Origin of the sequence: Candidatus Dechloromonas phosphoritropha, from assembly GCA_016722705.1 — a bacterium.
Classification (GTDB): Bacteria; Pseudomonadota; Gammaproteobacteria; order Burkholderiales; family Rhodocyclaceae; genus Azonexus; species Azonexus phosphoritrophus.
Map to the genome: position 1 here is coordinate 1,522,191 of JADKGN010000004.1, position 12,808 is coordinate 1,534,998.

Below are 12,808 nucleotides of genomic sequence, written 5' to 3' on the forward strand. Positions count from 1 at the left end.
TTCAATCAATCGGATGAATCAGTGATGCGCCACATTTCAAACTCACTTGGTGCGCGTGAAATAGATATCGAATTTCTGCTGCGCCACGGCCTGGAAATAGACGCCCTTGAGGGTGTCGCTCGCCGGATCGTAGGTCAGCGTGTAGGTGGAGCCGTTGTAGCCGCCGGCACGCAGTTCGAAGAACAGTTTGATCGTCTTGCCCTCACGGGTCGCTTCCGCACGAGCGAAGGGCAGCGGGTTCGGATTGGCGTAGGAGGCGTCGACCTTGCCCCTGGCGTCGATGCTTCGGATGTCGATGACGTAACCGCCATCCGGCCGTATCCAGCGCCCCGACAGGGCGCCGAACACACCATCGGCCTGCGCAGCGGGCGCTTCCGCCTTGACCCGCGCCTGCGCTGGCAGCGGAATCAGGCTGACGGTGAGTGCTGCGGTCGACAGCAAAAATGCGGCAATTTTCATCATGAACGCGCCAACCTCCGAAAAATGGATGGCTGGCGCCCGCAGGCGCCAGCGCATGGCTTCAATCAGTCGGCCTTCGCCTTTTCCTTCATCGCCGCTTCGAGCGTCTTGATGTCGGCGGGCGACAACTGCGGTCGGTCCACCTTGATCGTCAGCTTGTTGAGATTACCGGTGAAAGCAAAAGGCGGCTTGTAGTCGGCATCGTTCACGCCGGTGAGCGTGTCCGAACCGATGTCAAAGCTCTCGTCCCATTGGAGGATGATCGGCAGGGTCTTTTCCATCTTCTTGGTGTCGACCACCTTGCCGTCGACCTTCAGCGTGCCGACACCGGGCCGGCCGAGGCCGCTGAAGCTGTTGAAGACCAGCGTGCCGACGCCCAGGCCGTCGTACTTGAAGTCGAACTCGACCGTGTGCTTGCCGGGGGTCAGCGCCTCTGCACCTTCCCACTTGATCCGCTCCAGGTCGACCATGTTCCACAGGTACACCGGCTTGCTCTTGAGCAGGTAGAAGCCGTAGCCGGCGAAGCGCCCGCCCGAGGTCAATAGCATGCCTTCGGCGCCGCCTTGCGGCACGTCGATGTCCGCGGTGATGGTGTACGAGGTGTTCAGCAGCAGTGGCGAGTCACCCTGCGGCAGCCCGACCATCGGCCGCGTATAGACAAACTCGCTCCGCCCGGCGGTGATGTTCGGCCGCGATGCGATCATGCGTGCCGCGACCGACGCGTCGAGCGGGAAGACCTGGTGCTTCTTCGCCTCGGCGATGAACGCTGCGCGCATCTGCTTGACCTTCTCCGGGTGTTGCGCCGCGATGTCCTGCGACTGGCTGAAGTCCTTGTTCAGGTTGTAAAGCTGGAACACCTGATTGTTCAGCGGGTCGGGGTTAGCCGCACCAAAGGCTTCCCACGGCGCGCGATCAACCTTGGTGCTGAGCATCCAGCCGTCGTCATACAGCGCCCACTGGCCCATCATCTCGAAGTACTGGACCTTGTGGTGCGATGGCGTCTTGGCGTTCGCCGCGTCGAACGTATAGGCAAAGCTTGTGCCCTCGATCGGCTTCTGCTTGATGCCGTCGACCACCTCGGGGGCCTTGATGCCGGCGGCCTCAAGGATGGTCGGCAAGACGTCAATGACGTGGATGAACTGATTGCGCAAGGCGCCCTTGTCCTTGATGCGCGCCGGCCACGAGACGACCATGTTCTGGTTGATGCCGCCGAGGCGCGAAGCGTTCTGCTTGAACCAGTCGAACGGCGTGTCGAAGGCCCACGACCAGCCTGCCGACATGTGGTTGTAGGTTTGGTCGGTCCCCCACACGTCGTACCACTTCATCTGCACGTCCACCGGAATCGAGACGCCATTGAAGAACGCCACTTCATTGGGCGTGCCCAGCGGTCCGCCTTCGGCGCTGGTGCCGTTGTCGCCGTTGATGTAGATGATGAGCGTGTTGTCGAGCTTGCCCAGGTCCTGGAAGGACTGAATGACGCGGCCGATCTCGTGGTCATTGTACGCGGCGTAGGCGGCGAAGACCTCGACCTGGCGGATGTAGAGCTTCTTAGCCTCGGCGCTGAGCGAGTCCCACGGTGGCAGGACCTTGTCCGGCCAGGGCGACAGTTGGGTGTCCGCCGGGATCACGCCGAGCTTCTTCTGGTTTTCGAAGATGCGTTCGCGCAGCTTCTGGTAGCCGTCGTCGAACAGGTGCATGGCGTGGATCTTGTCGACCCATTCCTTGGTCGGGTGGTGCGGTGCGTGCGTCGCACCCGGCGCGTACTTGACGAAGATCGGCTTGCCCGGGTCGATCTGGTGCATCCGCGTTGTCCAGTCGATCGCTTCGTCGGCCATTGCAGTGATCAGGTTCCAGGTGCCGGGCGGCTTGCCGAGGAAGGGATAGATCTGCGTCGTGTTGCGAAACAGGTTCGGCTCCCACTGGTTGGCGTCGCCGCCGACGAAACCGTAGAAGTACTCGAAGCCCATACCGGTCGGCCACTGGTTGAACGGGCCTGACTGGCTGGCCTGGAAGACCGGCGTGTTGTGGTCCTTGCCGAACCACGAGGTGTTGTAGCCGTTGTCCAGCAGAATGCGGCCGATCGTCGCGTTGTCGACGCCGATCACGCTGTTGTAGCCGGGGAAGCCCGTCGACTGCTCGCCGATCACGCCGAAGCCGACCGAATGGTGATTGCGCCCGGTGATCAGCGCGGCGCGCGTCGGCGAGCACAGCGCGGTCGAGAACATGCGGTTGTAACGCAGCCCTTCATTGGCGATGCGGTCCATCGCCGGCGTCGGGATCACGCCACCGAAGGTGCTCGGTACCGCGAAGCCGGCATCGTCGGTAATAATGAGGAGTACGTTCGGCGCAATTTTCGGCGGCACGACGCGCGGCGCCCACCAAGGCTTGGATTGCAGCGCGTCATTCTTGATGACGCCACCGAATTTTGGCTCCGGCCGTGGCAATTGCTTGCCGCTGATAGTCGTCGTCGCGCTGGGAGAACCGAGCGTGCCGGTAACCTGCTGCGCCCTGAGTGGCCCAACCATCGCGAGTGAAATGGCAACCACGCCAGTTGCCTTGAATATTGATCGTAAGGTAATCATTGTTGTCTCCTCGTACGAAATATTGCTGCCATCAAACATCCAACACTATTGCCGTCGCACCTGTAACTCCGGACAGCCTTCAGAAAACGAAATTGACACCCAGCGCCGCACCACCCATGTTGAGATCCTTGATCAGCTTGTCGCCATTTTCAAAGGCCATGTAACGATAGTCGAGGCGCACGTCGCCCCATGGATAGGCATAGCCGATCCCCGCACTTGCCTGCCAGGTGGTTATCGAATCGCCGCCCCCGACATCGACATAGAAGGGAGCGAACCAGTTGCCTTCGCCAAGTTTGACCCTGCCCTTGGCCCCAACAATGCCGGCGGTGACGCTCTGCGACTTGCCGACGCTACCCGACCGCGGCAGGAGTACGGTATTGCCGTTCGGCCCGGTCAATGCGGCGTTGAGGTTCCAGTCGACGCTAGCATCGAGCTTGAGATAACGGAAGCCGGCGATGAGATCCACATTGGCCGCTGGTCCGGCAACGACTGAATAGCCGCCCACCATCGACCAAATGAAAGATTTCAGCGAACCGTTGGAATAGGTATCCACAATCTGGGCCGGGCCGCCGCCGGAGCTTCTTGCTTTGGTCGTGCTCTTGCTATCGCCTAAATTCATGTAAACGAAATCAGTCCCCACCAACCAGTTTCCGTATCGCGCTTCCCCTGCAAGAAGGGCTGCCATTTTAAGATCTCGCAGCCATTCATTCGGCGCAACCGAAATCTCACTTTCCAGATGGGTGGAGGCCACGGGGCCGAAGTCCAGGTTGGTCTTGATAACCGGTAGCCACAGGTAGGGCATCAGCGAGAACTTCCACGCCTCCCCTGATTCCTGGGCGGTGGCTGAAAGCGGCAGGGCTGCGCTAGCGACCGTTGCAGCGCAAATTGCCGCAATCTTCCTGACTGAAAGTTTCATGTCCTCAATCCTCCACCATGAATGGCCTGAATTTTGTGATTTACCTGGCAAACCGCCGCCGGCAACGGCAAACCGGAAGTCTGCACATGGTACCAAGTAATTTTAAAAAGTAATTGACACTTTGCGTCACCCAGTGTGGCCAATTGATGGATATGGAGAATGATGCGCTTGCCGTCCATCCTTGCTGTATATTCATTCAGATAATTTTCCACGGACCAACCATGAAATTGCGAATTCCCCTGATTATTGCCGCCTTTGCCGGCATCCTCGGCGCCTGCCAGGACACCCCAATGTCGCAAGGCGAGAACATGACACAAAAGCAGATTATCGAGAAGCGTGAAAAAATCCTGAACATGGCCAACAAGGCATTGACCAGGCTTTACGCCCAGAACCCCGGCGTGCGCAAGGAAATCGAACAGGCGGCGGGCTACGGTGTATTCGACATCACCACCATCAATGCCGTGCTGCTGGTCGGCGCCAAAGGCCCCGGCGTGATCTTTGACAACAAGACCAAAACGCATACCTTCATGACTTCCATGCGCGTCGGTACTGGTCCGGGGCTCGGCTATCAGGAGCTCTATCAGATCTTCGTCTTCAAGTCGAAGGAGGCGCTTGATCAGTTCAAGGTCAGCGACAAGGTCGGCGGCGACCTCATGGCATCGACGACTGTCGGGACAAAAGCCGAGCAGATTTCCGCCAATCCATACATCACCGTCTATCAGCTCAGTGAAAAGGGGTATGCCCTCCAGGCCAATTATGGTGGAGCGGTCTACATGGTCGATCCGGATCTGAACTGAGTCTGCGTCATCTGCACTGGCAATTAACACCGCCGAAAAAGAGAAGGCCCCGTTCCGGGGCCTTCATCATTTTACTTGCCGCAATTTGCAATGAGCCGGCTTAATATTGTTGCTTCCCCTTGATGTTGCCGACCGTTCCACCAACAACGGCACCGACAGCCGTACCGGTCCACCCACTGCCACCGGAAATCGCCGCAATGGGACGATCATATATCGATCCGTGCCTTCAATGCATTGGATTCAATGAAAGCCCGGCGCGGTTCGACAAGTTCTCCCATCAGGGTGGTAAAAATTTCGTCGGCAGCAATGGCATCGTCGATCTGAACCCGGAGCAGTCGGCGCACCTTCGGATCCATGGTCGTTTCCCACAACTGTTCCGGGTTCATTTCGCCAAGCCCCTTGTAACGCTGCTTGCTGATTCCGCGTTCGACATCGGCGAGTAGCCACTTCATGGCATCGCCGAAATTGCTGACCGCCTGTTTTTTTTCACCGCGCACCATCAATGCGCCCGGACCGAAGAGGTCGGCAAGGGTTTCCGCAGTCCGCCGCAGTTGCAGGTAATCCCCGGAGAGCAGCAAGTCATCGTCAATCAGACCCACCTTGAGGTTGCCATGGTGAATTTTCTCGACACGCAATGTCCACACCTCCTGGATATCGTCAAACCGTGGCACGATGCGGATTGCGCTTGAAACCTGCCGGGCTACCAGTTCCGCACTTGCCTTCGCACTCTCTTCCGAACCAAGGTCCACCTTCAGGTTATGCTGGACAAGCGCCTTAAGTACCTCGGGATCGACCAGATGCGATATGCGCTCGATGACCGCTTCGGTCAACAGCCATGAACGCGCCAATTCCTCCAGTGCCGAACCAGTGATTGGCTCAGTCCCCACTCTCGCGGTAAGACTTGCCTCGTCCATTGCCATGCGCAGCAGGAATTGATGGTATTCCTGGTCATCCTTGAGATAACGCTCGGTCTTTCCGTGCTTTACCTTATAGAGCGGCGGCTGCGCGATATACACATAGCCACGCTCAATCAACTCCGGCATCTGCCGGTAGAGCAGCGTCAGCAGCAGTGTCCGGATATGTGCACCATCCACGTCGGCATCGGTCATGATAATGATGCGGTGGTAGCGCAGTTTCTCAATTTTGAATTCATCCTTACCAATGCCGGTACCGAGAGCCGTGATCAGCGTGACAATCTGGTCACTGGAAATCAGTTTGTCGAAACGCGCCTTCTCGACATTGAGAACCTTGCCGCGAAGCGGAAGAATTGCTTGGAACTTGCGGTCGCGACCCTGCTTGGCCGAGCCACCCGCTGAATCACCCTCGACAATGTACATTTCGCATAGCGCTGGATCCTTTTCCTGGCAATCAGCGAGCTTTCCCGGTAGCCCAATGCCATCAAGGACACCCTTGCGCCGCGTCATCTCGCGCGCGCGTCGCGCTGCTTCCCGAGCCCGCGAGGCTTCGACAATCTTTCCCGTTATAACCTTGGCATCAGCCGGCCGTTCAAGCAGGAAATCTGCCAGCTTCTGAGCAACCACTTCTTCAACTGCCGGCCTGGCTTCCGACGAGACAAGCTTCATCTTTGTCTGCGAGGAAAATTTCGGATCAGGCATCTTCACCGAGAGTACGCAGGCCAGTCCCTCCCGCATATCGTCGCCGGCAATCTCAACCTTGGCCTTCTTGGCAATCTCGTTTTCGTCGATGTACTTGTTGATGACCCGGGTCATCGCCATGCGTAACCCAGTCAGGTGCGTGCCACCATCCGACTGCGGGATGTTGTTCGTGAAACAGAGAACTTGCTCCTGGTAGGAATCGTTCCACTGCATCGCGACTTCAACACCGATGGTTACACCGGTATCGCCAACCTTGGCTTCGCCGGCGGAATAGAAGACATTCGGGTGCAGAACCGTCTTCGTCCGGTTGATGTACTGTACGAAACTCTTGACACCACCGGCAAACGCAAAATCCTCTTCCTTGCCGCTACGTTGGTCGATCAACCGGATACGGACGCCATTATTCAGAAATGATAATTCGCGTAGGCGCTTGGCGAGAATTTCGTAGTGAAACTCGATATGTTCGAAAATTTCATCGTCAGCAAGGAAATGTACCTCAGTCCCACGCTTTTCCGTATTGCCAAGTATCTTCAGCGGCGATACCTCAATACCGTCACGAACTTCAATGATGCGCTCGATAGCATGACCACGACAGAACTCCATGAAGTTTTTCTTGCCGTCACGACGGATAGTTAGACGTAACCACTTCGAGAGCGCATTGACACAGGAGACGCCGACCCCATGCAAGCCACCCGAGACCTTGTAGGAATTCTGGTTGAACTTACCACCAGCATGCAATTCGGTCAGGGCGATCTCGGCGGCAGTCCGTCTAGGCTTGTGCTTGTCATCCATCTTGATGCCGGTCGGAATGCCACGGCCATTATCGGTCACACTGATTGAGTTGTCGGTGTGTATTGTCACGACAATATCGTCACAATGCCCAGCTAGCGCTTCGTCAATCGAGTTGTCTACAACTTCAAATACCAGGTGATGCAGGCCGGTGCCGTCCGAGGTATCCCCAATATACATGCCCGGGCGTTTGCGCACGGCCTCCAGGCCTTCAAGGATCTGAATGCTGGATTCACCATAGATCGATACTTCACCCTGCGGGCCGTTTTCATTACTCATTTAATCTTTCCAATTTGAAACTCTACTATTGCTTCAAAATTCAGATACGCATCGGCATGACAACATATTTGAAGCGCTCGTCTCCCGGAATAGTGATCAGGGAACTCGAATTGGCGTCGTTGAAACTCCATTGAATTTCGTTGCTGTGAACATTGTTCAGAACGTCAAGCAGATATCCGACGTTGAAACCGACGTCGATGGCATCGCCTGCGTACTGGACTTCGAGTTCTTCTACCGCTTCTTCCTGCTCGGCATTGGCGGCGACCAAATTCAGACAGTTGTCACCCAGAACAACCCGCACACCCCTGAACTTTTCATTGGTCAGAATCGCGGCCCGGTTCATCGCCTGCACCAGCGCCTGCCGGCCCACAGTCAGGTGATTCCTCAACGTCGACGGAACCACCCGTTCATAGTCAGGGAACTTGCCGTCGATGACCTTGGAAACAAGCACAACAGAACCAAAAGAAAAACGCACTTGATTCGACGCCATGGTTACCGTAAGCGTGTCATCGGTTTCCATCAGGAGACGATTCAGTTCGAGAACCGTCTTGCGTGGAAGAATCATCTCCTGGCGCGGCAAATCGGCTTCGATCTCGGCACTTCCATAGGCCAAGCGATGACCATCCGTCGCCACCGCGCGCAAATCCCTGCCATCAACCAGCAGCAAAAGACCATTCAGATAATACCTGACATCCTGGGTAGCCATGCTGTACTGGGTCTTGCCCAACAACTGACGGAAGGCCTTTTGCGAAATCTGAAACTGTTTCGTCTCGCCTTCGCTCACCGTCATCCGCGGAAAATCATCGGCTGGCAAGGTTTGCAGGGTAAAACGACTCCGTCCCGAACGTACCTGCAACCGTTTGTCCTCAAGAATCAGACTGACCTCCGATCCCTCCGGCAATGAACGCAGAATGTCCTGCAACTTGCGTGCACCGGTTGTTACCGAGCCATCACCGTCACCACCGCTGCCTTGCGCGGCCGTCGTTATCTGTATTTCGATATCGGTTGCAAGGAAGGTAAGGCGGTCACCTTTCTTTTCCAGAAGAACATTGGAGAGTATTGGCAGCGTGTGACGACGTTCAACAATTCCCGACACAGACTGTAATGGTGCCAGAAGCGTGTCTCTTTGGGTTTTGATAAGAATCATAAATAAAATACCTATAAAGACTATATCGGGAACAATTCTGTGGAAAACACAAAAAAACGTTTTACTTTCAGATCATTACCAAGCAGATTAGGGTCTGCGTAAAACGCTGCGTTGCCTGGGGATGGATTCTGGACAATTTTCCCACAAAGTGGAAATGACAGACTAACTGACAATCGACAAACAGGTTTTCAACAGATTTGTCCACAATGCTCATCCCTTCAGGACCTGGAGCAATACGTGCAGATCATGATTGAGTTCGCTCTCCCTCAAGCGGAGCGCTTCAATGGTTCTCACCGCATGAATGACTGTTGTGTGGTCACGTCCGCCAAAAGCGTCGCCAATTTCCGGATAACTGTGTGACGTCACCTCCCGACAGAGCCACATTGCGACCTGCCTCGGTCGCGCAATGGCGCGGGTCCGTTTCTTGGAGAAGAGTTCGGCGACCTTGATCTTGTAATAATCGCCCACCGTCCTCTGGATATTGTCAATACCGATATTGCGGACCGCGCCTATCAGGTCCTTGAGCGCTTCCTTCGCTAGATCCATCGCGATGATTCGCCCGTGAAACGAAGCGTACGCCATAACCTTCTTCAAGGCACCTTCAAGTTCCCGGACATTCGAACGCAGATGCTTGGCAACGAAAAAAGCGACTTCGTCATCAAGTTGCATCCCTTCCGCTTCAGCTTTGCGCTTGAGAATTGCGACCCGCATTTCCAGTTCAGGTGGTTCGATCTGGACCGTCAGACCCCAGTCAAATCGTGTAACCAGGCGATCGTCAAGGCCATTGATGTCCTTTGGGTAGGTATCGCAGGTAATAATGATTTGCTTGCGGGATTCAATCAGCGCATTGAAAAGGAAAAAAAATTCTTCTTGGGACCGATTCTTGCCGTTGAAGAACTGGACATCGTCGAGTAACAGCACGTCAAGTGAGCGATAAGTGCGCTTGAAGCTATCGAATGACTTTTGCTGATAGGCCCGCACAACGTCAGAATAATAATCCTCGGCGTGGACATAACGAACGATCTTGTCTGGGGTCTCGGCCAAGATTTTGTTACCGATGGCGTGGATTAGGTGGGTCTTGCCAAGTCCTGCGCCACCGTAGATAAACAAGGGATTGTAGGCTCCCCCTGGGTTGTTCGCGACCTGGACGGACGCAGCTCGCGCCAGATCGTTTGCCTTGCCAACGACCAGATTATCGAATGTGAACGAGTCAAAGAGGCGTGACTTTTCGTACGAACTGTTACGCTTTTCGTTCCGCTCCGCCGCTGGTGCGAGGTTCCTTGTTGCTTCTGCAGCAAATTGTGGTGCGCTTCCGCGAGAGTCGCCCGGCCTCACGCCGTCAATGACCAAGGTGATGGTAACTGGCTGCGCGTAGAAGCCGCGACTGTGGTCCTCGATACGTTTCATGTAGCGATCGCGAACCCATTTCATAATGAATCCGTTGGGCGCAATCAGGCGCAGTCCTTCAAGGGGGGTATTCTCCCCTTCCAGTCGCAGCGGCTTGATCCAGGTGTTGAACTGTTGCACCGGCAATTCCTGCTCAAAACGCTGCAAACAGGATTCCCAAAAACCGCCCATCGCCAACAATACCCCCTCTCCGCAGACCTGGTTGCAGCCTCTGGCGGAAGACCCTAGAATGGATTTATGGAATGAATAAAACGAATCCCAAGTGTAATGCCGATTGCCTGAGAACCGAAGATTCTACCTGTGTGAGCGGAAGTTATCCACAGCTTTCGGAAATAATTGACCTTGACAAGCTGTCGTGATGCGCGGTGTAATTGCTCGTTTTTCTTAGCACATCAAGGGATTTTCAAATGAAACGGACGTATCAACCGTCGGTCGTGCGTCGCAAGCGCACCCATGGCTTCCTGGTCCGCATGCGGACCAAAGGTGGCCGTGCAGTCATTGCTGCCCGTCGCGCCAAGGGTCGCAAGCGTCTGGGCGTTTAACCGGACGTTTGGCGGGGTGGACAAGACCTTCGCCAGATGGCATCGCCTGACAAGAACGGATGAGTTTTCATCCGTTTTTGATTTCCGGCGAGCAATACGGGGAAAATTGCTGACAGTGCACTATCGGCCACGCCCCGATGGCGAGAATGGAGCCAGACTCGGACTCGTAATTGGCAAGAAGTTTGTCAGACGCGCGGTTGACCGCAATCAAGTCAAGCGGGTCGTACGGGAGAGGTTTCGTTGTCTGCGTGGCGATCTCCCGGCAGTCGATGTAGTGGTAAGGCTGATGGTCAAGTCGCCCCGGATTGACCGGAAGATGCTGGCCGCCGATGCTTTGGCACTGTTGGAAAAGCTCAAACAAACCCGGCCAGCGATGAAGGAACGATGAAGCGTTTACTGATGGGTTTTATCCGTGCCTATCAGTACGCGGTAAGCCCTTTTCTGGGGCGAAGTTGCCGCTATTATCCGACGTGTTCGGAATATGCGATGGAAGCGGTGGAAAAGTACGGTGCCATCAAGGGTGGCTGGCTGGGCGTTAAGCGCATCGGCCGTTGTCACCCCTGGCATCCCGGCGGGTACGATCCGGTACCCTGATTTGCGAATGCTTGATAACGTAGGCTGTTCATGGACACTCGTCGCCTGATTCTGGTTCTGATCTTCACTTTCTCCAGCTTCATGCTCTGGGAAAGCTGGCAGAAATTCAACCAACCCAAGCCTCCGTCCAGTGTTTCCGCTGGCGCGCCAGCGGGAAATGCCGTGCCGCAGCCCTCCTCGGCGTTACAGGCGGTTGCTGCCGCGCCTGTCACCGGGCAACAGCCGGCTGACATTGCCGCCGGCGATACTTTCATGATTCAGACCGATCTGGTGAAAGCCACGATTTCCATGGTCGGTGGCGATATCGTCGAACTTGATCTGCTGAAGTACAAAACACAGGATGGCAAGGACATGACCCTTGCGCTGTTTGATACCAAGCACCAGTACATGATGCAGAGCGGGTTGATCGGTGAAGGGATGCCGACACACCGCACGACCTTCCGGCGTATCGAGGGTCCGGTAAAACTGGCTGAAGGTGCCGATGAACTGAAGGTCCGGCTTGAGGGAACGGCAGCGAACGGTGCTCATATCGCCAAGATATTGACCTTCAAGCGCGGCTCCTACTTGATCGATGTAGCGTGGGAAATTACCAATGTCGGCGACAAGCCCTTGGTCACGCATGCCTACTATCAGTTACAGCGGGACGACATTGCGCCGGAAGGCGAGAGCAAAATGGTGTCCACCTTTACCGGACCGGCCGTTTATACCGACGGCGACAAGTACCAGAAGGTCAAATTCGACGATATTGCGGGCGGCAAGGCCAAGTTCGCCAAGACGGCGGACAATGGCTGGCTGGCCATGGTCCAGCACTATTTTGTATCCGCCTTTGTACCTAAGGACAAGACCCAACGCGAGTACTACATGCGCAAGGCCGATGAGCAGAACATCTATCAGGCCGGGGTCATCGTGCCAGTTGCGGAAATCGCGCCGGGCGCCAAGGGTGAAACCTCAATCAGCCTCTATGCCGGGCCGCAGGAGCAAGCCGCATTGAAACAGGTCGCGCCGGGGCTCGATCTGGTGGTCGACTATGGATGGCTGACGGTTGTCGCTGCGCCGATATTCTGGGCGCTACAGGCCATTCATGGCATCGTCGGAAACTGGGGCTGGGCGATCGTGGTACTGACCATCATCATCAAGGCCATTTTCTTCCCGTTGTCCGCTGCGTCGTACAAGTCGATGGCCAAGATGCGGGTGCTGACGCCGCGCCTTGTGCAGTTGAAGGAGCGTTACGCCGACGACAAGCAGCGCCTGAACCAAGAAATGATGAAGATGTACCAGACCGAGAAGGTCAATCCGCTGGGTGGCTGCCTGCCGATCGTCGTCCAAATTCCGGTTTTCATCGCGCTCTACTGGGTGCTGCTCGGCGCCGTCGAAATGCGCGGTGCGCCTTGGATCCTGTGGATCCATGATCTGGCTGCCCCTGATCCTTTCTACATCCTGCCGGTCATAATGATGGTTTCGATGTTCATTCAGACCAAGCTGAATCCGACACCGCCGGACCCAATCCAGGCCAAGATGATGATGATGATGCCGCTGATCTTTGGCTTCATGTTCTTCTGGTTCCCAGCCGGTCTGGTGCTCTATTGGGTAGTCAATAACGTGCTGTCCATAGCCCAGCAATGGCAGATCACGCGCATGATAGAGGGAGGTCGCAAGGCGGCCAATGACGCCAAGGCATAG

12 protein-coding genes are annotated in these 12,808 nt (G+C 55.9%); 5 read left to right on the forward strand and 7 right to left on the reverse strand.

Annotation, left to right across the window (positions count from 1 at the left end; translation table 11 throughout):
- Positions 1-42: 42 nt before the first annotated feature.
- The 4 genes from IPP03_13160 to IPP03_13175 all read right to left on the reverse strand — a co-directional run bounded on the left by IPP03_13160 (position 43) and on the right by IPP03_13175 (position 4,169).
- Positions 43-321 (reverse strand): hypothetical protein, encoded by a 279-nt coding sequence (locus tag IPP03_13160; protein ID MBL0353548.1) that lies wholly within the window; start codon positions 319-321, stop codon positions 43-45.
- 203 nt (positions 322-524) lie between these two features.
- Entirely contained in the window at positions 525-3,041 is a 2,517-nt protein-coding gene (locus IPP03_13165) for an arylsulfatase (protein ID MBL0353549.1), read from the reverse strand.
- 79 nt (positions 3,042-3,120) lie between these two features.
- A complete protein-coding gene (locus tag IPP03_13170; GenBank protein MBL0353550.1) occupies positions 3,121-3,957 on the reverse strand; it encodes a hypothetical protein in 837 nt (278 codons plus the stop codon).
- Positions 3,954-4,169: a hypothetical protein gene (locus tag IPP03_13175; protein MBL0353551.1), complete on the reverse strand. Its 216-nt coding sequence runs from the start codon at positions 4,167-4,169 to the stop codon at positions 3,954-3,956. The genes IPP03_13170 and IPP03_13175 overlap by 4 nt, the downstream gene beginning before the upstream one ends.
- 9 nt (positions 4,170-4,178) lie before the next feature.
- Here IPP03_13175 and IPP03_13180 point away from each other — a divergent pair, with 9 nt between their 5' ends.
- Positions 4,179-4,754 (forward strand): hypothetical protein, encoded by a 576-nt coding sequence (locus tag IPP03_13180; GenBank protein MBL0353552.1) that lies wholly within the window; start codon positions 4,179-4,181, stop codon positions 4,752-4,754.
- A 206-nt stretch (positions 4,755-4,960) separates the two neighbouring features.
- On the opposite strand, the gene gyrB is transcribed toward IPP03_13180, so the two are convergent.
- The 3 genes from gyrB to dnaA form a co-directional block, all read right to left on the reverse strand.
- Positions 4,961-7,438, reverse strand: a complete 2,478-nt coding sequence (gene gyrB, locus IPP03_13185; protein MBL0353553.1) for a DNA topoisomerase (ATP-hydrolyzing) subunit B — start codon at positions 7,436-7,438, stop codon at positions 4,961-4,963.
- A 40-nt stretch (positions 7,439-7,478) separates the two neighbouring features.
- Positions 7,479-8,585 carry a DNA polymerase III subunit beta gene (locus IPP03_13190; GenBank protein MBL0353554.1) on the reverse strand — a complete coding sequence of 369 codons (1,107 nt, stop codon included), beginning with the start codon at positions 8,583-8,585 and terminating at the stop codon, positions 7,479-7,481.
- A gap of 210 nt (positions 8,586-8,795) precedes the next feature.
- Entirely contained in the window at positions 8,796-10,163 is a 1,368-nt protein-coding gene (gene dnaA / locus IPP03_13195; GenBank protein ID MBL0353555.1) for a chromosomal replication initiator protein DnaA, read from the reverse strand.
- Between the two features lie 236 nt (positions 10,164-10,399).
- Between dnaA and rpmH the strand changes: the two genes are divergently transcribed.
- The 4 genes from rpmH to yidC are packed head-to-tail and all read left to right on the forward strand — an operon-like array spanning position 10,400 to position 12,808.
- Positions 10,400-10,534 (forward strand): 50S ribosomal protein L34, encoded by a 135-nt coding sequence (gene rpmH, locus IPP03_13200; GenBank protein MBL0353556.1) that lies wholly within the window; start codon positions 10,400-10,402, stop codon positions 10,532-10,534.
- Positions 10,535-10,550: 16 nt separating this feature from the next.
- On the forward strand, positions 10,551-10,922 hold the full coding sequence (gene rnpA / locus IPP03_13205; GenBank protein MBL0353557.1) for a ribonuclease P protein component: 372 nt from the start codon (positions 10,551-10,553) through the stop codon (positions 10,920-10,922).
- On the forward strand, positions 10,919-11,128 hold the full coding sequence (gene yidD / locus IPP03_13210; protein MBL0353558.1) for a membrane protein insertion efficiency factor YidD: 210 nt from the start codon (positions 10,919-10,921) through the stop codon (positions 11,126-11,128). The genes rnpA and yidD overlap by 4 nt, the downstream gene beginning before the upstream one ends.
- Before the next feature lie 30 nt (positions 11,129-11,158).
- Positions 11,159-12,808, forward strand: coding sequence for a membrane protein insertase YidC (yidC, locus tag IPP03_13215; GenBank protein MBL0353559.1), 1,650 nt, complete (start codon positions 11,159-11,161; stop codon positions 12,806-12,808).

Bases quoted from the DNA above. Each gene is read 5' to 3' on its own strand.
- IPP03_13165 (MBL0353549.1), bottom strand. From the start codon at position 3,041: ATGATTACCTTACGATCAATATTCAAGGCAACTGGCGTGGTTGCCATT.
- IPP03_13170 (MBL0353550.1), bottom strand. From the start codon at position 3,957: ATGAAACTTTCAGTCAGGAAGATTGCGGCAATTTGCGCTGCAACGGTC.
- IPP03_13180 (MBL0353552.1), top strand. From the start codon at position 4,179: ATGAAATTGCGAATTCCCCTGATTATTGCCGCCTTTGCCGGCATCCTC.
- gyrB (MBL0353553.1), bottom strand. From the start codon at position 7,438: ATGAGTAATGAAAACGGCCCGCAGGGTGAAGTATCGATCTATGGTGAA.
- IPP03_13190 (MBL0353554.1), bottom strand. From the start codon at position 8,585: ATGATTCTTATCAAAACCCAAAGAGACACGCTTCTGGCACCATTACAG.
- dnaA (MBL0353555.1), bottom strand. From the start codon at position 10,163: ATGGGCGGTTTTTGGGAATCCTGTTTGCAGCGTTTTGAGCAGGAATTG.
- rpmH (MBL0353556.1), top strand. From the start codon at position 10,400: ATGAAACGGACGTATCAACCGTCGGTCGTGCGTCGCAAGCGCACCCAT.
- yidD (MBL0353558.1), top strand. From the start codon at position 10,919: ATGAAGCGTTTACTGATGGGTTTTATCCGTGCCTATCAGTACGCGGTA.
- yidC (MBL0353559.1), top strand. From the start codon at position 11,159: ATGGACACTCGTCGCCTGATTCTGGTTCTGATCTTCACTTTCTCCAGC.